This window comes from Xanthomonas vesicatoria ATCC 35937 (assembly GCF_001908725.1).
Lineage (GTDB): Bacteria > Pseudomonadota > Gammaproteobacteria > Xanthomonadales > Xanthomonadaceae > Xanthomonas > Xanthomonas vesicatoria.
Window position 1 is genome coordinate 486,273 of the sequence record NZ_CP018725.1, and the last position, 18,147, is coordinate 504,419.

The 18,147-nt window shown below is 64.8% G+C and carries 13 protein-coding genes, 4 tRNA genes, 1 other RNA gene and 1 pseudogene; 4 read left to right on the forward strand and 15 right to left on the reverse strand.

The genetic code is table 11. The features are described from left to right. The first annotated feature begins 2 nt into the window (after positions 1 to 2). Positions 3 to 1,265 (forward strand): TIGR03862 family flavoprotein, encoded by a 1,263-nt coding sequence (locus BJD12_RS02080; RefSeq protein WP_005997705.1) that lies wholly within the window; start codon positions 3 to 5, stop codon positions 1,263 to 1,265. Here BJD12_RS02080 and BJD12_RS02085 read toward each other — a convergent pair. Beyond that, positions 1,249 to 2,541: a nucleotide sugar dehydrogenase gene (locus BJD12_RS02085; RefSeq protein WP_039420691.1), complete on the reverse strand. Its 1,293-nt coding sequence runs from the start codon at positions 2,539 to 2,541 to the stop codon at positions 1,249 to 1,251. The two genes, BJD12_RS02080 and BJD12_RS02085, sit on opposite strands and share 17 nt — an antisense overlap. 139 nt (positions 2,542 to 2,680) lie before the next feature. Here BJD12_RS02085 and BJD12_RS02090 point away from each other — a divergent pair. Further along, a tRNA-Leu gene (locus tag BJD12_RS02090) sits at positions 2,681 to 2,764 on the forward strand. 604 nt (positions 2,765 to 3,368) lie between these two features. Here BJD12_RS02090 and BJD12_RS02095 read toward each other — a convergent pair. The 13 genes and pseudogenes from BJD12_RS02095 to BJD12_RS02155 all read right to left on the reverse strand — a co-directional run. Beyond that, positions 3,369 to 3,444 (reverse strand) — tRNA-Gly (locus BJD12_RS02095). Positions 3,445 to 3,522: 78 nt separating this feature from the next. Further along, positions 3,523 to 3,596, reverse strand: a tRNA-Cys gene (locus tag BJD12_RS02100). 68 nt (positions 3,597 to 3,664) lie between these two features. Beyond that, positions 3,665 to 3,740 (reverse strand) — tRNA-Gly (locus tag BJD12_RS02105). A gap of 36 nt (positions 3,741 to 3,776) precedes the next feature. Next, positions 3,777 to 4,409 carry a CDP-diacylglycerol--glycerol-3-phosphate 3-phosphatidyltransferase gene (gene pgsA, locus BJD12_RS02110; RefSeq protein ID WP_005995682.1) on the reverse strand — a complete coding sequence of 211 codons (633 nt, stop codon included), beginning with the start codon at positions 4,407 to 4,409 and terminating at the stop codon, positions 3,777 to 3,779. Next, positions 4,409 to 6,265 carry an excinuclease ABC subunit UvrC gene (gene uvrC, locus BJD12_RS02115; RefSeq protein WP_005995679.1) on the reverse strand — a complete coding sequence of 619 codons (1,857 nt, stop codon included), beginning with the start codon at positions 6,263 to 6,265 and terminating at the stop codon, positions 4,409 to 4,411. Before uvrC ends, pgsA begins: the two co-directional genes overlap by 1 nt. After that, a complete protein-coding gene (locus BJD12_RS02120) occupies positions 6,262 to 7,680 on the reverse strand; it encodes a hypothetical protein (protein ID WP_005995678.1) in 1,419 nt (472 codons plus the stop codon). Before BJD12_RS02120 ends, uvrC begins: the two co-directional genes overlap by 4 nt. Next, complete coding sequence (locus BJD12_RS02125; protein ID WP_005995676.1) at positions 7,677 to 8,168, reverse strand: low molecular weight protein-tyrosine-phosphatase; 492 nt, start codon at positions 8,166 to 8,168, stop codon at positions 7,677 to 7,679. Before BJD12_RS02125 ends, BJD12_RS02120 begins: the two co-directional genes overlap by 4 nt. Next, the gene (gene kdsB / locus BJD12_RS02130) at positions 8,165 to 8,944 is read right to left on the reverse strand and encodes a 3-deoxy-manno-octulosonate cytidylyltransferase (RefSeq protein ID WP_039420703.1); all 780 of its coding nucleotides are present in this window, start codon (positions 8,942 to 8,944) and stop codon (positions 8,165 to 8,167) included. Before kdsB ends, BJD12_RS02125 begins: the two co-directional genes overlap by 4 nt. Positions 8,945 to 9,281: 337 nt before the next feature. After that, on the reverse strand, positions 9,282 to 10,322 hold the full coding sequence (gene lpxK, locus BJD12_RS02135; protein WP_005995673.1) for a tetraacyldisaccharide 4'-kinase: 1,041 nt from the start codon (positions 10,320 to 10,322) through the stop codon (positions 9,282 to 9,284). After that, positions 10,319 to 12,088, reverse strand: coding sequence for a lipid A export permease/ATP-binding protein MsbA (gene msbA / locus BJD12_RS02140; protein WP_005995671.1), 1,770 nt, complete (start codon positions 12,086 to 12,088; stop codon positions 10,319 to 10,321). The genes lpxK and msbA overlap by 4 nt, the downstream gene beginning before the upstream one ends. After that, positions 12,085 to 12,540, reverse strand: a complete 456-nt coding sequence (locus BJD12_RS02145; protein WP_005995669.1) for an ExbD/TolR family protein — start codon at positions 12,538 to 12,540, stop codon at positions 12,085 to 12,087. Before BJD12_RS02145 ends, msbA begins: the two co-directional genes overlap by 4 nt. Before the next feature lie 3 nt (positions 12,541 to 12,543). Further along, positions 12,544 to 13,206 (reverse strand): MotA/TolQ/ExbB proton channel family protein, encoded by a 663-nt coding sequence (locus BJD12_RS02150; RefSeq protein ID WP_042828399.1) that lies wholly within the window; start codon positions 13,204 to 13,206, stop codon positions 12,544 to 12,546. Further along, positions 13,100 to 15,631 (reverse strand): annotated as a pseudogene (locus tag BJD12_RS02155) (DNA internalization-related competence protein ComEC/Rec2); the annotation flags it as partial. The pseudogene BJD12_RS02155 and the gene BJD12_RS02150, both read right to left, overlap by 107 nt. A 381-nt stretch (positions 15,632 to 16,012) precedes the next feature. Here BJD12_RS02155 and BJD12_RS02160 point away from each other — a divergent pair. Together BJD12_RS02160 and BJD12_RS02165 are read left to right on the forward strand one after the other, a co-directional pair. Continuing rightward, complete coding sequence (locus BJD12_RS02160; RefSeq protein ID WP_005995663.1) at positions 16,013 to 17,077, forward strand: SDR family oxidoreductase; 1,065 nt, start codon at positions 16,013 to 16,015, stop codon at positions 17,075 to 17,077. A gap of 128 nt (positions 17,078 to 17,205) precedes the next feature. Further along, positions 17,206 to 17,283, forward strand: a non-coding RNA gene (locus tag BJD12_RS02165) — sX9 sRNA. Positions 17,284 to 17,411: 128 nt separating this feature from the next. Here the strand turns inward: BJD12_RS02165 and lolD are convergent. Beyond that, on the reverse strand, positions 17,412 to 18,122 hold the full coding sequence (gene lolD / locus BJD12_RS02170; RefSeq protein WP_484621470.1) for a lipoprotein-releasing ABC transporter ATP-binding protein LolD: 711 nt from the start codon (positions 18,120 to 18,122) through the stop codon (positions 17,412 to 17,414). Positions 18,123 to 18,147: the final 25 nt, after the last annotated feature.

Consider the following 18,147-nt stretch of genomic DNA (forward strand, 5'->3'; position numbering starts at 1 on the left):
CAATGATGGAGGCGAACAGGCCGCGCCTAGCGGTCATTGGCGGCGGGCCTGCGGGGTTGATGGCCGCTGAAGTGGCGTGCGCCGCCGGAATGGCGGTCGATCTGTACGAGGCCAAGGGCTCGGTGGGGCGCAAGTTTTTGATTGCCGGCAAGGGCGGGCTGAATCTCACCCACTCCGACCCGATGCCGCTGTTTGCGCAACGCTACCGCGAGCGCACCTCGGCAGTCGCATCGTGGCTGCAGGACTTCGATGCGGACGCCTTGCGCACATGGGCACGCGATCTGGGTGTAGACACCTATGTCGGCAGTTCGGGGCGCGTGTTCCCGATCGATCGCAAGGCAGCGCCGCTGCTGCGCGGCTGGGTACGCCGCCTCAAGGATCAGGGTGTCACCTTCCATGTACAGCATCGCTGGCTCGGCTGGAGCGACGACGGCGCGCTGCAGTTCGCAACGGCTGCCGGCGATATCGCATGCCATGCCGATGCAGTGGTGCTGGCGCTGGGTGGCGGCAGCTGGCCGCAACTTGGCTCGGATGGGCGATGGCAGGCGCCGCTACAGCAGCGCGGCATCGCAGTTGCGCCACTGGTGCCCGCCAACTGCGGTTTCGATATCGACTGGAGCGCACATTTTGTGCAACGGCATGCAGGTGCGCCGCTCAAGCCGGTCGTCGCACACTGGCGCGATGACGCCGGCGTGCAACACGCATTGCAAGGCGAATGCGTCGCGACCGAAACCGGAATCGAAGGCAGCTTGATCTATGCGATCGCTGCAGAGTTGCGCAACCAGATCGATGTATACGGCCACGCGGAGCTCGGCCTGGACCTCTTGCCGGGACGCACGTTGGAACGGGTGAGCGCCGAGTTGGCCCTGCCGCGCAAGGGGCGCACTCTCAGCGAGCACTTGCGTCGCCAGGTCGGCATCGAAGGCGTCAAGGCCGCGCTGCTTTACGAACACCTGGGCAAACAGGCCGGCGACGATCTTGCGCTGGTTGCACGGACGCTCAAGCACCTGCCGCTGCGCTTGCTGAGGCCTCGCCCGTTGGCCGAGGCCATCAGTTCAGCCGGTGGCGTGCGTCTGGAAGCGCTCGACGCGCAGCTGATGGCGCTCGCGCAACCTGGCGTGTTCTGTGCCGGCGAAATGCTCGACTGGGAAGCGCCAACCGGCGGCTATCTACTAACCGCATGTTTTGCCAGCGGCCGACGTGCCGCGCTCGGCGCCCTCGATTGGCTGCAACACCGCCACGATCGCGTTACAGCCGATCGCTGACAGCCGCGCGCGGCCACACCGACTTGACGTCATATACCACCGCGCCCGGCTTGCCGAGCGCGGCGATGCGCTCCACGTCGTAGTCGCGATACTGCGCATGCGCCACTGCCAATACGACCGCATCGTAGCTGCCCTCGTCCGGCACCTCGCAGAGTTGCACGCCGCCGTGCTGCAAGGCTTCTGCCGGGTCGGCCCATGGGTCGCAGGTATCGACATGCACGCCGGCCGCCTGCAGCAGCTGCACCAATTCCAGCGCACGGCTATTGCGCAGGTCCGGGCAGTTTTCCTTGAAGGTGGCACCCAGCACCAGCACACGCGCCTGCGCCAGCGTCACACCGCGCAGCGCCAACATGCCGCACACGCGCTCGGCGACATGCCGACCGACGCGGTTATTGACCTGGCGCGCGGTGTGGATCAGGTCCGGGTGGTAGCCCACGCTCTCGGATTTGTGCATCAGGTAATACGGGTCCACCCCGATGCAGTGGCCGCCAACCAGGCCGGGACGAAACGGCAGGAAATTCCACTTGGTCCCGGCCGCTTCGAGCACATCGAGCGTATCGATTCCGAGCTTGTCGAAGATCAGCGCCAACTCGTTGACCAGCGCGATATTGACGTCGCGCTGAATGTTTTCCACCACCTTGGCTGCTTCGGCCACGCGCATTGAGGATGCCCGCCACGTGCCAGCGGTGATGATGCTGGTGTACAGCGCATCGACTGTTTCGGCAGCCTGCGGCGTCGAGCCGGAGGTGATCTTGCGAATGTCGCGCAAGCGCCGCTGGCGGTCGCCCGGATTGACGCGCTCGGGGCTATAGCCGCAGAAAAAGTCTTCGTTGAAACGCAAACCGGAGGCGGCTTCGAGCAGCGGCACGCAGACTTCTTCGGTGGTGCCCGGATACACAGTGGATTCGTAAATGACCAGATCGCCCGGCTTGAGCGCCGCGGCAATCAAGGTCGTGGCGCTGCGCAATGGCTCCAGATCAGGCTGCTCGAAACTGTCGATGGGTGTCGGCACGGTCACGATGAAGATGCTGCAGCTCGCCAAATCAGTGGCGGTTGCGCTGTAGCGCAATTGCGTTGCTGCGGCCAACTCGGCGTCGTCCAGCTCCAACGTGGCATCGTGACCCTCGCGCAGTTGCGCGACCCGCTGCGCATCGATGTCGAAGCCCAGGGTGTCGCGGCGCTCGCCAAACGCCACCGCCAACGGCAGGCCCACGTAGCCGAGCCCGATGATGGCAATGCGTGCCTGCAGCGATGGGAGAAGCGTGTTGCCGGACATGCGGTTCCTTGGGATCGTGCGCGGCAGTGACCACGCAGCCGTGCGGCGGCAGCATAGCGCAAGCGGCCGGTCCCGGCCGTGGGAAGAATCGTCGCTTGGAGATTCACAATCGCCGCGTAATCAGGCACCCTATCGCAATGCCCGGGTGGCGAAATTGGTAGACGCAAGGGACTTAAAATCCCTCAGCTGAAAGGCTATGCGGGTTCGACCCCCGCCCCGGGCACGCATTAGCAAGAAAATCTGCTGCCAGATGCGACGACACTGCGTTTTTGATGAGGCTTGCCTGCCGCGCGGGTCAGCTCCGGAAACACCACCACCTGCACGCATGCATCGTGCAATGCGCGGGCAAACGGTGGCGCATGCTTTAGGGGCTGAAACGTCTCCGCGTCTTCCCACCACGGTGCTTGCCTGCGGCGTTCTCTTGCAGGCGTCTTATGACACTCCAGTCGACACATGGGACTTCGATCCTGGACAGGAAGGAAAAAGCCGACTGCGTTCTAGCCCATGGGATTGGCTGCGGAGCGATTAGCTCCGCTGCTTCATGACCAGTTGCGGCCAAATGAGGACTCTGTGGGTCTCAGGATTTCGATGCGCGGCCCCGCTTGCCCGATCGCTATTGCACGTGCATCAACGTAGCGCCGGGCTACGGCGCGCGTCTAATCGATTGCGTGGCAGACACCGCAGCGAGGCGACCAAGCTTTGGGAAACCGCAGGGACACAATCGGCTCTGACGCAGCCCACATTCGACTCCAGCATGCTCGCTGGAGAAAGCTTTTTATGAGAAGAACAAAAACCCCGGATATCGCGAGATATCCGGGGTTCGTATTTGGAGCGGGAAACGAGACTCGAACTCGCGACCTCAACCTTGGCAAGGTTGCGCTCTACCAACTGAGCTATTCCCGCGTGAAACTAATTGTACAGCTTGTCACTTCGTTGCGCTAGCCCCGCTATCGTTTCCGATGCGAGAAAAGCGCCTGCATATGGAGGCCTGGGCCGGAATTGAACCGGCGTACGCGGATTTGCAGTCCGCTGCATAACCACTCTACCACCAGGCCGAAACATCAAACCCAAGGCATCCTGCCTTGAAACAACGAGACCTCGGACAGGGGGCCTTGTCTACATCTGGAGCGGGAAACGAGACTCGAACTCGCGACCTCAACCTTGGCAAGGTTGCGCTCTACCAACTGAGCTATTCCCGCTTGGGAGGCGAAATTCTACAGCGAACAGGATAGCTGTCAACTGTTGCTTTCGATTTTTTTCGGCTTGTTGCTGATCGCCGCTTTTTCGTCCGCGCGCAGGCTTGGCCACGCCGCCTGCAGATACTGAAAACCGGACCACAACGTCAGCAGTGCAGCGATCGCCAATGTCCAATAGCCGGCACGGAAGATCGCATTGCCCAGCCAGATTTCATGCGTAGGCATCTGGCCGGGGGTGACCGAGTACAGCAGACAAAGCAGCGCGATCATCTGCGCAGTGGTCTTGATCTTGCCGATCGCTGCAACGCGCACCTTGGCGCGCTGGCCGATCTCTGCCATCCATTCACGCAATGCGGACACCGCGATCTCGCGGCCCACGATGACGGCCGCCCAGAATGCCATCCACGGCGTGGGGTGGCCCTGCACGATGAGGAACAACGCCACGGCGACCATCAACTTGTCGGCGACCGGATCGAGGAACGCGCCGAACGCGGAATACTGGTGATACCGCCGCGCGACCCAGCCATCCAGCCAGTCGGTGATGGCGGCCAGCGCGAACACACCGGCCGAGGCGAAGTTTGTCCAGGTGTATGGCAGGTAGAACACCACGACCAACACCGGGATCATCAGGATCCTCAGCAGTGTCAGCCACGTGGGGATGGTCAACTTCATTACGGACTCGACTCGCCTGCCGCATCGGGAAGCGCCAGCCCGTGCAGGTTAGCGTAGATTCGCGCGGCAAGTGCGGCATTGACCCCCTCCACCCGCGCAATCTCGGCTTCGCCGGCGGCCTTGAGACCGACCAAGCCGCCGAAATGCTTGAGCAGGCTCGCGCGGCGCCGCGGGCCGATACCGGGGATGTCCTCAAGCTTGCTGGTCATGCGCGCTTTTTGGCGGCGCCCACGATGGCCGGTGATTGCAAAGCGGTGCGCTTCGTCACGTACTTGCTGGATGAATTGCAGTGCCGGCGATGCCGCGCCTGGCCGCAGTTCGCGGCCGTCGGCCATGATTAGCGCCTCGTGACCTGCCCTGCGCTCCTCGCCCTTGGCCACGCCGACCAGCACGACGTTCTCCACACCCAGGTCGGCTAGCGCGGCCTGCGCCTGCGCCAGCTGGCCGGCACCGCCGTCGATCAGCAGCACGTCGGGGAGGACGCCGTTCTCTTCCACTGCACGCCGGAAGCGCCGTTCGATCGCCTGGCGCATCGCTGCGTAATCGTCGCCCGGGGTGATGCCGGAAATATTGAAGCGGCGATACTGGCCACGCACCGGGCCGCTGGCGTCGAACACGACGCATGACGCCACAGTGGCTTCGCCCATGGTGTGACTGATATCGAAGCACTCCACGCGCTTGACCTGCTCGGCCAGGCCCAGCATTTCGCGCAAGGCTTCGCTGCGTGCGTGCTGCGCGCTCTGGCTGGTCAGTTCGGTGACCAGGGTCAGCTGCGCATTGCGGGTGGCCAGCAGCAGGTAGCCTGCGCGTTCGCCGCGTACGTTCCACTTCAACGCCACCTTGTGCTCGGCGGCAGCGCTGAGCGCGGCTTCGATCAGTTCCGCCTCGGGGATTTCGCGATCCAGCAAGATCTCGCGCGGCGGCGCATGTTCGGCGTAATACTGCGACACAAAAGCCGCCAGGATTTCGTCGGCACTGTCTTCGCCGTTGGTCTTGGGAAAGAACGAGCGCGTGCCCAGATTGCGGCCGTCTCGGAAACTGAGCAGCAACACGCAGGCCTGGGTGGCCTGCGTGGCGCAGGCCAGCACATCCAGGTCGGCGGCACGGCCATCGACGTACTGGCGGTTCTGCATACCGCGCAGCGACGACAGCAGATCGCGCAGACGCGCGGCACGCTCGAATTCGAGTGCTTCGCTGGCCTGCTGCATCGACTGCATGATCTCTTCGCCGAGCTGATCGCTCTTGCCTTCCAGAAACATGGTCGCGCGGCGTACCGATTCGGCGTAATCGGGGGCGGCCACCAGATCCACGCACGGGCCGCTGCATCGGCCGATCTGGTATTGCAGGCACGGCCGCGAGCGGTTGCGGAACACGCTGTCTTCGCAACTGCGCAGCTTGAACAGCTTGTGCATCAGGCTCAGCGTTTCGCGCACGCCGGTCACGCCGGTGTACGGGCCGAAATAGCGCCCCTGCACCGCGCGCGGGCCGCGGTGCAACGCGATGCGCGGCCAGTCTTCGCGCGTGAGCAGTACATACGGGTAACTCTTGTCGTCGCGCAGCGACACGTTGTAGCGGGGCGACAGGGATTTGATCAGCTGGTTTTCCAGCAGCAACGCCTCGGCCTCGCTGCGGGTCACTGTGACGTCCATCCGCGCGACCTGCGACAGCATCGAGGTCAGCCGCGCATTCTTCGGCGTGCCGTTGAAATAGCTGCCCACGCGCTTGCGCAATGCGCCGGCCTTGCCGACGTAGAGCAACGTGTCGTCGGCCGCATACATGCGGTAAACGCCGGGTGCGGTGCTCAGTTGCGCAGCAAACGCTTTTCCATCGAAGTCGGCTTGGGGCCTTGCGCTCATTCGTCTATCGCAACATCGCTCAGTGCGCCGCTTGCAAGGTCGTAACGCAAGACGGCGTGGGCATCGGTTTCGGCAATCCAGACTGCGCCGGCAGCCACCGCCAACCCGGCCGGGCCGTGCAACCGGCGCGGCAGCTCGACCGTGGTGAGTTCGCCGCCACCCAGACGCAGGCAACGCAGCCGACCATTGCCGGTATCGGCAATCCACAGCATCGGCGAATCGGCGGCCAGCGCGATGGCCTGCGGGAACTGCAGGCGTGCGGTGCCGCGTGGCCCGTCTTCCTCACCGAACTGCCAGATGCCCTGCCCGCCTACCAAGGTCTGCACCAGATCGCCGCGTAGCTGCATGGTACGGATCGAGGAACCCAACCCATCGCAGACATAGGCGACCTGCTGCACGGCTGCCAACCCAGCGGGCTGGGCGAATGCCGCGAGGTGGCCGCTGCCGTCGCGGAGTTCGAGGGAGCCGGTACCGGCACGTGCGCTCAGTGCGGCGCGGCCCAGGTCGTAACTCCAGATACGGTTGTCGCCGGCCATGGCGATCAACACCTGGTTGTCGGCAATGGCCAGACCTTGCGGATAGTTCAAGGCAGACGCACCAGCGAACGCCAGCGGCCCCTCGACTGGCTCGCCGGAGCGACCGGTGCCGCACAAGGTGTCCACCTGCCCGTTGCGCAGGTTGATGCGACGCAATGCGTGATTGCCGGTGTCGGCGACGTACAGCTGATCGCGCTCCAGCGCCAAACCCTGCGGGCGACGGAAGGCCGCCTCGCCGGTACCGCCATCAATGAGGTCGGCGTTGCCGTGGCCGAATTGCCGCAGTACCCGACCGCCATGCGTGCATTCGAGCACTCGGTGGTGCCCGGTATCGGCGATGTACAGACGGTCTTCGGTCGCGGCCAGACCGGTCGGAAAGCGCAGCGCCAGGCGCGGCTCGGGTTCGCGTTCTGCGATGCCTTGCAGGTCGGCATCGGAGGGCGGCTGCTGGCCTTCGCACAACGCGGCCAGGGCCTTGTCCAGGTCACCGGTGACGCCCACCAGGCGCTGGCGCTCGCGGCCATAGGCATCTAGCAAGACCAGCGTGGGCCAGGATTCGATACCGAAGCGCCGCCAGGTTTCCCAGTCCTTGTCGAGCAGGATCGGCGCGCTGACGCCGTGCCCGCGCAGCTGCTTGAGCGAGCGTTGTGGCAGGCGCTCGCTATCGAACCGCGGCACCTGCACCACGATCACCTGCAGCCGCCCGGGGCTGCGTGCCTGCCACTGCGCAAGCTCGGCAAGACGCTCAGCGCACCACACCGAGCTGGCATTGACGAATGCCAGCACCAACGCGCGGCCGCGATGCTCCTGCAAGGTGGATGGCCTGGCATTGAGCCAGGTGGGAAATTCCGGCAATTCCTGGGTGAGCTGGGCGGTCATCGGGTAATTATGCCCAAGCGTGATTCGCCGCGGGTGAGTCTGGCGACCGTCTGTCGCGCCGCGGTATCGACCAGTTGCCAGACGTCCTCGAAATCCTTGCTGCCGCCGGTGTACGGATCCGGGATGTCGTCGCGCGCATCCACACCGGCCCAGGGCAGCCACAGCGCGAGCTTGTCGCGTGCCGCTGCCGGCGCCAGGCGCTGCAGATCGCGCAGGTTGTTGCCGTCGGCGCACAGCAACCAGTCGAAGTGTTCGAAATCCTCGTCGTGCACCTGCCGCGCGCGCAGGCCGGAGATATCCACGCCGTGGCCGCGCGCGCAACGGATGGCACGCGGGTCGGGCGGATCGCCTGCGTGCCAGTCGCCGGTACCGGCCGAATCGACCTCGATGCGGCGCGACAAGCGTGCCTCGTCCAGCCGTGCCCGCAGGGCGCCTTCGCCCATCGGTGAGCGGCAGATATTGCCCAGGCACACGATCAAGACCTTCATGCCGCTGCCACGCGCGCTTGCGCACGCGCCAGATCGTCCGGCGTATCGATTCCCGGCGGAAACTGTTCGGGCGTCAGCGCAACGGCTATGCGATGACCGGCTTCCATCGCGCGCAGCTGCTCCAGCGATTCGATGCGCTCCAGCAAGCCGGGCGGCATCGCCGCGAATTGCTGCAGAAACCCGGCGCGATAGGCATAGATGCCGATATGGCGCAGCCATTGGCCATCCTCGGGTAAACGGTCGCGCTGGCTGGCGAAGCTGTCGCGGTGCCAGGGAATCGGCGCGCGGCTGAAATACAGCGCCTGCCCGCCTGCGCTGCGCACCAGCTTGACCACATTGGGATCGAACAGGTCATGTGCGCTTTCCACCAGCGCGGCCAGCGTGGCCATTTCCGCGCCGGAGTGCAGCAGTAACTCGGCGACCGCGCGAATACCGGCCGCCGGCGCAAACGGTTCGTCGCCTTGCAGATTTACCACGCAGGTGTCGGTGTCCCAACCGGCGATACGCGCACATTCGGCCAGCCGATCGGTGCCGGAGACGTGTTCGCTGCCGGTCATCGCCACGTGCACGCCAGGCAAGCCATCGATTGCGTCGGCAATCCGCACGTCATCGGTTGCCACCCACACCTCGCGCGCGCCGGCCGACAATGCCCGCTCGGCCACGTGCTGAATCATCGGACGGTCGCCGATCAATTGCAGCGGCTTGCCCGGCAGGCGGGTGGATGCGTAACGCGCCGGAATGGCGACGACGAAATCGGCAGACTGTGTGTTGGTCATGTAGTCGCGTTCTCTGCAGCAAGGGTATTGGAGCGGCGGGATGGTCGAGCGTGTATCGCGCTCCTGCATCGGCGGCGTCGCGTGCCGATCGCGACACTGCGACGGATCGCTACGGCTGCAGCGGCACAGCATGGCGCCTGTGTCGTGTAGCGGCTGTCGCTGGCGCGGTTGCAAGAGGACGCTGCGGTCGTGGAGGCATCCGCGCGAAGCGGGCCTGCGGAGTGTCTCAGCAAGCTGATCGCGGCCCCAGCCCCGACCGGCATTGAGCTAGCCTCAAACACGACGTGCAACCCGCGCATGCATGATCAGCGCATGCATTCGCGACAAACCGCCACGATCAAACGCCCTGCCGGCTGGCCAATTTATCCAGCCGATCCAGCAGGCTCACCCAGAATGCAGCCGGCAACTCCGCCTTGAGCGGCACGCTGTACAGCCACTCATCGGCGAACGGCCGGCACTTCACCGCGTCCTTTTCGGTCATCAGCACCGGCAGGCGGCTGCCGAAACTGAAATCGGCGGCGCGATACACGTGATGATCGGGGAAGGCATGCGGCACGACGCCGATGCCACGCGCGCGCAACATGGCAAAAAAACGCTCCGGGTGCGCGATACCTGCCACCGCATGCACGCGCTGCCCGGCAAGCATGCTTAGCGGTTGCGCCCGCTTTCCGTCCATCGGCTGCACACTGTCGATGCTCAGGCGCATCTGCCATTCGCCGAAGCCGGCATCGTCCGTTGCCTGCGGCGGAGCGGCAGTAGCGCTGGCCTGCCCGAGGTTGACCACACGGAAATCGCAATCGCGCGCGCGCGCGGCCGGTTCGCGTAGCGGTCCGGCAGGCAGCAGGCGGCCATTGCCATAGCGGCGCTGTCCGTCGACCACTTCGATTTCCACATCGCGTGCCAGCCGGTAATGCTGCAACCCGTCATCGCAGACGATGATGTCGCAACCCGCCTCGACCAGTGCTCGCGCAGCCGCGACGCGATCGCGATCAACGCGCACGCGAGCACCAGTCTTCCAGGCGATTAACACCGGCTCGTCGCCGCCGAGTGCCACCGCCGTGTCTGCATCGACCCACCGCGCGGTGCCGGAGTCATCGCGGCCATAGCCGCGGCTGGCGACGCCAGGGGTCCAGCCGGCTTCCTGCAGCTTGGAGACCAACGCAATGGTCAGCGGTGTCTTACCGGTGCCACCGGCCGTGACGTTGCCGACCACGATCACCGGCACCGGCACGCCATGCCGCTTACGCCAGCCGCGGCGGTAGAGATCGCGCCGCAGCGCGATTGCAGCGCCGTAGATGGGTGCCAGCAGGCGCGCCGGTAGCGGGATCGGCGCATTGTCGTACCAGTAGCCCGGGGTGCGGGTGCCGCGCTTGCTCATGCCTGCCGTTCGCGAAATTGCATGCCGTGCAGATGCGAATACAGCCCGCCCTGCTCCAGCAACTCGCGATGTGTGCCGCGCTCGACGATGCGGCCCTGATCCATCACCAGCACCTGATCGGCATGCTCGATGGTGGACAGCCGGTGTGCGATCACCAGCGTGGTGCGGTCAGGCATCAGTTTGTGCAGGGCGTCCTGCACCAGTCGCTCCGACTCGTTGTCCAGCGCTGCGGTGGCTTCGTCCAGGATCAGGATCGGCGCATCCTTGAGCATTGCACGTGCAATCGCCAGGCGCTGCCGCTGCCCGCCGGACAACCGCCCGCCCTTGGTACCGACATGCGATTGCAGGCCTTCCGGCAGCTGCGCCACGAACTCCATGGCGTTGGCGCCAAGGATCGCACGCTCCAGTTGCCCAGCATCTGCAGTGCGCATTTCGCCGTAGGCCACGTTGTCGGCGATGCTGCCGTCGAACAGCATCACCTGCTGGCCGACCAGCGCGATCTGACGACGCAGGTCGGCCAACGAGTACGCCTGCACCGGGTGCCCGTCCAGCAGGATCTCGCCGGCCTCGGCTTCGTAAAAACGCGGAATCAGCTTGATCAGGCTGGATTTACCGCTACCGGAGCGGCCAACGATCGCTGTCACCGTACCGGGCTGCGCGACAAAGCTGACATCGGCCAGCGCCGGATTCATCTGCCCCGGGTAGCGCGCGGTGACATCGCGGAACTCGATCAAACCCTTCGCACGCGTCAACGGCAATGCGCCCTGATCCGGCTCGTCCGGGCTATCGAGCACCGAGAACAGGCGCTCGGCCGACGCCAGGCCGCGCTGCACCATGTTCTGCACATTGGTGAGCTGCTTGAGGCCCGGGATGATCGTCAGCATCGAGGTCATCAACACCACGAAGTCGCCAGCAGTCAGGCGCCCGGCCAAGGCCTGCGCACCTGCCACGAACAGCAGTGCCGACAGCCCGATCGCACCGATCATCTGCACGGTGGCTGTGGAAATGCCGCGGGTGGATTCCACCTTCATCGCCAGCCGCAGATTGCGATCGGCCAGCGCGCCATAGCGCTCCATCTCGGTCTGTTGGGCACCGTAGATCTTGACCTCCTGGTGGCTGGACAAGGTCTGGTCGGCGGCCTGCAACAGATGCGCGCCGCTCTCCTGGATGCTGTGACTGATGCGCCGATACCGCCGCGCCACCTTGTCCATCACCCAGGCCAGCACCGGCGCCAGCACCACGATGGTGAGCGTGACCTGCCAGCTATGCCACAGCATCAGCGCCAGGGCGCCGATGACCTGCAGCGACTGCTGGATCATCACCTTGACCGCATCCACCGCCGCCTGTGCGACCTGGTCGGAGTCCGAGCCCAGGCGGATCAGCATTGACGGCACCGGCTCGGAATCGAAGCGCGAACCCGGCAGACGCAGATACTTGGACATCACCTTGACGCGCAAATCGCGCGCAATGCTGCGTGCGGATTTGCCCATCGCCATGTCGGTGATATAGCCGGCAACGCCGCGCACCACGAACAGCAGGATGATCTGCACCGGCAGCCAGCGGCTGACCTCCGGGTTCTTGTAGATGAAGGTTTCGTCGGTGATCGGCTTCATCAATGCCAGAAAACCGGTAGTGCCTGCCGCTTCGACCAACGCGGCAATCAGCGCGGCGATCAACAACAGCCGATAGGGCTTGGCGAAGGCCAGCAGGCGACGGTACGTGCGCCAGGACGACACTGGCGCCGGGCGGTCGTTGGTGGTGGTCACTGGCGGGTTCCGTTCTTGCTTGTCTTGCCGGCAGTGCCGGTCTGGGGCGCCGTCGCGATGGCGATGCGCCGGAAGCCGAGTTGGCCCAGCGCATCCTGCGCGGTGACAACGGCCTGATACGGCGTGCGCGCATCTGCGCGCATCAGTACCGTCTGCTCGCGGTCGCCGCCGGCGATCTGGGCGATGGTCTGCTTCAGCGACTCCACGTCCGCGCGCAGCACTTCCTGGTCGTTGATGAAGTAATGCCCATCGGCATTGACCAGGACGCTGAGCGAGCGCGGCGGCGCGCTGGTGTTCTGGTCGCTGGCGGTCGGCAATTGCAGCTGCAACGTGGAGCGTGCGTCGAAGGTCGTGGTCACCACGAAGAAGATGATGAGGACGAGAATGACGTCAATCAATGGCACCAGGTCGATATGCGGCTCGTCCTGGCTTCGGTCGCTGCCGATGCGCATCCGTCAGCCCTTTGCCATGACAGGCTTGCTGCCCGCCACCGCAGGCGCTGCGGCCACAGGAGTTCCGCGGCCATCCATGGTGTCCAGCAACAGCGTGGCTTCCTGCTCCATCTCGATGATGTAGCCGGCGATGCGCCCCTTGAAGAAGCGATGCGCCATCAGCGCAGGCACGGCGATGATCATGCCGGTAGCGGTACACACTAGCGCCTTGCCGATGCCACCGGCCAGCTGGTTCACATCGCCCACGCCGTGATCGAGGATGCCCAGGAACATCTGAATCATGCCGACGACCGTACCGAGCAGCCCCAACAGCGGGCCGGCCGACGCAATGGTGCCCAGCGCGTTCAGATAGCGCTCCATGCGATGCACCACGTGGCGACCGGTGTCCTCGATGCGTTCGCGGATCAGATCGCGCGGACGGCCGCGCACATCCAGTGCCGCCGCCAGCAGCGCACCCAGTGGCGAATTACGCCGCAGCGACTCGATATGAGTGGGATCCAGCTTGCCGCGTGCAGCCCAGTTACGGACTTCCTCGCCCAGCCCCGGGGGCGTCACCTCGTTGCGGCGCAGGGTCCACAGACGTTCCAGCACGATCGCCAGGGCGATCACACCCAGCAACAGCAACGGCACCATCGGCCAACCGCCCGCCTTGACCAGCTCCAACACGATTCGATTCCTCCGGCAACGCGGCCGCCTATTCGCTGGCCGATAGGATAGCAGTCGACCGCCGTCGTTCCGCAGCATCCCACAGACGCGGCTGCCAACGTCGTCGCTCGCGGACCTGCAGGCCATCCGCGCCCAGCCATACCCTGATCGCACCGGATCGTGCAGTGTCGAGCAGTTCGGCGCCACTGCCCTGCCAGCGCTGGACCACCTGCGCGCGGGGATGGCCAAATCGGTTGCCATGCCCGGAAGACACCAGTGCCAGCCGCGCGCCCGTCGCGGCAATGAAGCCCACGTGCGAGCCATCTGCGCTGCCGTGGTGGGGCACCACGACGACCTCGGCGCGCAGCCCTGCCAACTGCTCGCGCATCAAGCGATGCTCGATGAGTTCGTCGATATCGCCTGGCAATAACGCGCTGGCATGCCGTGTCTCGACCCGCAGCACACAACTGGATTGATTGCGCAGGTATGGAAAATCCGCACCTGGATGCAGAAAGCGGAAGCGTACGCCGTCCCACTCCCATTGTTGCCCGGCCTGGCACCGCGTGCTCACGTCCAGGGGCGCGCCCGGTGGGGCAGCCGTCATAGCGACCGGCAGTCCTTCACGCACTGCCGCGTAGCCGCCGGCATGGTCGGCATCGGCATGACTGAGCACCAGTGCATCTAGATGACGTACTCCGAGCGCGCGCAGAGCGGGCAGCACCACGCGTTCACCGGCATCGAAGCCATCGCGCACTGCGGGGCCGGTATCGAACAGCAGCGCGTGCCGTTGCGTGCGCACCAGCACGGCCAGACCCTGGCCCACATCCAGTACCTGCAGGTCGGCTTCGCCAGCGCCGGGCAAGGTGCGATCCGGCCACAAAAGCGGCAGCCAGAGCAGCATCGCCACGGCCTTGCCTGGGGTGCCTCGCGGTAGCAGTAGCCAGAACGCGCCCAGCAATGCTGCAATCAGTGCAATCCCGTCGGATTCGGGAACCCACCACAAGGCCACCGTGGTCTGCCCAAGCCAGACGAACACTGGCCAGGTCAGCTCGAAGCACCAGCCGGCCAGTTGCCATGCCCAGACGCCTGCCCCGGCATGCAGCGCTTCAAGCGCCGTCCCTAGCAGACAGAGCGGCACGACGACGAAAGTCCACCAGGGAATGGCAACAAGATTGGCCAGCGGCCCCACCAGCGATGCCTGCCCGAACAAACTGACGGTCAGCGGCAGCAAGCCCACGGTGGCAACCATCTGTGCGGACAGGAACCCACGCAGAATGCTCCGGTCATCCGTGGGCAGGCACCACACCAGCCAGGCGACGCCGGCAAAACTGAGCCAGAAGCCTGCCACCAGCACGCTCAACGGATCCCACGCCAGCACTGCAAGCAATGCCAGCGCGAGCACTTGCGCGGTTGTGGCACGTCGCCGCGCGACCCGTGCCAGCGCGACGACGGCAATCATCAGCACGGTGCGTACCGTGGGAAGCGCTAATCCTGCCAACACCGCGTACGCAGCTGCACCAAGCAGCGCGGCAATGGCCGCGGCGTGTAGGCGCGGCATCACCAGGCCCAGACCCGGCTGCCATCGCCACACGCCGGCCACCGCCAACGCAAAGAACGCGGCAACCAGACCGACATGAAATCCGGAGATGGCAATCAGATGGCTCAGCCCGGTCGCGCGCAGGGTCGCCCAAGCCGCATCGTCCGGCCCGCGCGTGTCGCCCAATGCAAGCGCGCGCAGGTAAGGTGCCGAAGCGCCGGTGACCTGTTCGGCAATCCGCAGCGACATCCGGTCGCGCCAGGCATCTACGCCACGCGGCGCAGCAACCTCGCGGGTAGCACCAAGGTCACGCACATAGCCGGTTGCCGCAATACGCTGCGCCAGCGCCTGACGTTCTGCATCGAACCCACCCGGGTTACGGAGACCCCGCGGTGCGCGCAGCTTGAGCGGCAATTGCCAATGTGCCCCGGCCCGCAGCGTGGCACGCGGCCCGATCTGCTCGGCGCCAAACGGGTCGTACCACGCCAATTGCAGCAGTTTGCCGCGCAGAGCTGCCGGCTGCGTCCGGTCTAGATCGACGCGTAACTGAAAACGCGTACGTCGTTGCTCGGACACTGGCAGCCCGACAATGCGGCCACGCACGCTGATCTCGCCCGCTTCGTCACGCGGCAGCAATTGCGACTGCAATGTGCCCGCCACCTGCCAGCCAGTCATCCCAAAGCCCACCGCGGTGGTTGCAAGCCCCAGCATCCACACGGCGCGCCACGGACGCAGCCACAGGGTAAGCGCGATGCCCATCACGCCCGCGAACAGGCAGGCGGCATACAGCGCTGGCGGCAGGAGTACCGGCGACCATGCACACACGACCACGCCCAGCAGCAACGCGACGGCGACCGGCACTGCCGACGAAAGGCGCGGCAATGGCGTTGCGTGGTCTGACACTTCCATGGTGCAGCTCACTTCTGATCATCCTGATCCAGAAGCAACGCTAAGCCAACAGGTGCGTTGGCAACAGCGGCGATCTGCGCGCCAGACAGTCAGAAGAGACCGGATCTGCTGTAGCGCGCTGCCGACATGGCGCTATTCGTGCGCAGGTAAAAAAACGGTGAGGCGTGTACACGGCAGAGACCGGCAGGGATGAATTTCACGGTCTGACCGACCGACGCCGCGCATACGTTCAGCTGAGCGAGCAAAGTAAGAGCGCGTAGCTCCGTGAGCATGGTCGACGCGAAGCTCCTAAGGCGCCCGGCAGGTCATATGACCTTGCATTCGCCTCGATTTCATTAGCAACGGGCTATGTTCGAAGCTGTTTTTTAGGAGTTCCCCCACATGCGTAAAGGCATTGCACTGATTGTCGGCGTGACCGGCATCTCCGGCTACAACCTGGCCAACGTGCTGGTGGCCGACGGCTGGACCGTTTACGGCCTGGCGCGCCGCCCGCTGCAACACGACGGCGTCATTCCTGTCGCCGCCGATCTGCTGGACGCCGCCAGCACCGACAACGCGCTGCGCGGTCTGCCGATCACCCACGTATTTTTCTGCACCTGGACGCGTCGCGACACCGAACGCGAGAACGTCGAGGCCAATGGCGCAATGATGCGGCACCTGTGCGATGCGTTGAGCGACGCACCGCTGCAGCACATGGCATTGGTGACCGGCACCAAGCATTATCTGGGCGCGTTCGAAAACTACGGTAGCGGCAAGGCCGAAACGCCGTTCCGCGAAAGCGAACCGCGCCAGCCGGGCGAAAACTTTTACTACACGCTCGAAGACCTGCTGTTCGCACACGCCGAGCGGCATGGCTTCGGGTGGAGCGTGCATCGCTCGCACACCATGATCGGCATGGCCAATGGCAGCAATGCAATGAACATGGGCGTGACGCTGGCCATCTACGCCTCGCTGTGCAAACACACCGGGCAGCCTTTCGTGTTCCCGGGCTCGCAGGCGCAGTGGAACAGCCTTACCGACCTGACCGACGCCGGCCTGCTTGGCCGCCAGCTGGCCTGGGCAGGTCTCAGCCCGGCAGCGCGCAACCAGGCCTTCAACACCGTCAATGGCGATGTATTTCGCTGGCGCTGGATGTGGGGCGAGATCGCGAAGTTCTTCGAACTCGATCCAGCGCCCTGCCCCGACACGCCGCAGCCATTGGAAGCGCGCTTGACCGAGACCGCACCGGCGCTGTGGGCCGAGCTGGCTGCGCAGCACAATCTGGTCGAATCGGACGTCAATCGTCTGGCCTCGTGGTGGCACACCGATGCCGACCTGGGCCGCGAGATCGAGTGCGTGAACGACATGACCAAGAGCCGTGAGTTGGGCTTTTTGGACTTCTACGACAGCCGCGCCTCGTTCTTCGAGCTGTTTACCCGCTTGCGGGCACTACGCATCATCCCCTGATCGATGCCACGGCATCGCTGCAGGTCGCAATGGCCTGCAGCGGTGTGAATATCATGGAACCCAGGACTTTAGGTCAGCGAATAACCCGCCGATCTCACCACCAAGTGGGCGCACCCTCTCGGTGCGGCATGTACTACTCGCGCACCCCGGTTCAAAGCGCGCGCCGTCTACACCAGCTGAAAATTGCTCGCTACGGGTTGCTAGCCGCTCCTGGAGCTACGCTCTGACGCACCCAGACGGCCGTGCTGCGGAACCCGCACGTAGCGATCTGTCGTGAAAGACGCGTCCGCCTGTAGTCTGCGACGCGACCGAAACCCGATCGCGTCGCCAGCACTTACACTGCCGAAGGTGCCAGTTCGCGCAGCTTGCCTTGATGCAGCTCCAGTACGCGATCCAGGCGACGCGCCAGGCTACGGTCATGGGTGACCAACACCAGGCTGGTGCGCTGCGCGCGGTTGAGTTCCAGCATCAGCTCGAACACGGTGCCAGCGGTCTTGTCGTCGAGATTACCGGTGGGCTCATCGCCCAGCACGCATCCCGGCTTGTTCACCAACGCACGCGCCACCGCACAGCGCTGACGCTCGCCGCCCGACAACTCGCTGGGCTTGTGCTCGATGCGGTGTCCAAGGCCAACCGATTCCAGCAGCTGCAACGCCTGCCCGCGCGCTACCGAGACATCTTTGCCCGACAACAACACAGGCATCATCACGTTCTCAAGCGCGGTGAACTCCGGCAGCAGGTGATGAAACTGATAAACGAAGCCGAGCGCCTGGTTGCGCAACTTGCCGCGCTGACCATCGGAAAGCGCCGACATCCGCTCACCGGCTACATACACCTCACCCGCGGTCGGAATATCCAGGCCGCCCAGCAGATGCAACAACGTGCTTTTGCCTGCGCCCGATGCGCCGACGATCGCCACGGTTTCGCCGGTTGCCACCGACAGGTCCAGACCATCGAATACCGGCGTGCGCATCTTGCCTTCGGCATAGGTCTTGCCCAGACCCTCGGCCCGAATCACTGTCTCTGCTTGGTTTGGCTTTTGCACGACCGATTCCCGATGCCCGTGTCCC

Excerpts from the sequence above, each read along its gene's own strand:
- lpxK (WP_005995673.1), bottom strand. The coding sequence starts at position 10,322 with ATGAGCAAGCGCGGCACCCGCACCCCGGGCTACTGGTACGACAATGCG.
- BJD12_RS02080 (WP_005997705.1), top strand. The coding sequence starts at position 3 with ATGATGGAGGCGAACAGGCCGCGCCTAGCGGTCATTGGCGGCGGGCCT.
- BJD12_RS02160 (WP_005995663.1), top strand. The coding sequence starts at position 16,013 with ATGCGTAAAGGCATTGCACTGATTGTCGGCGTGACCGGCATCTCCGGC.
- BJD12_RS02145 (WP_005995669.1), bottom strand. The coding sequence starts at position 12,540 with ATGCGCATCGGCAGCGACCGAAGCCAGGACGAGCCGCATATCGACCTG.
- uvrC (WP_005995679.1), bottom strand. The coding sequence starts at position 6,265 with ATGAGCGCAAGGCCCCAAGCCGACTTCGATGGAAAAGCGTTTGCTGCG.
- BJD12_RS02125 (WP_005995676.1), bottom strand. The coding sequence starts at position 8,168 with ATGAAGGTCTTGATCGTGTGCCTGGGCAATATCTGCCGCTCACCGATG.
- kdsB (WP_039420703.1), bottom strand. The coding sequence starts at position 8,944 with ATGACCAACACACAGTCTGCCGATTTCGTCGTCGCCATTCCGGCGCGT.
- BJD12_RS02085 (WP_039420691.1), bottom strand. The coding sequence starts at position 2,541 with ATGTCCGGCAACACGCTTCTCCCATCGCTGCAGGCACGCATTGCCATC.
- pgsA (WP_005995682.1), bottom strand. The coding sequence starts at position 4,409 with ATGAAGTTGACCATCCCCACGTGGCTGACACTGCTGAGGATCCTGATG.
- BJD12_RS02120 (WP_005995678.1), bottom strand. The coding sequence starts at position 7,680 with ATGACCGCCCAGCTCACCCAGGAATTGCCGGAATTTCCCACCTGGCTC.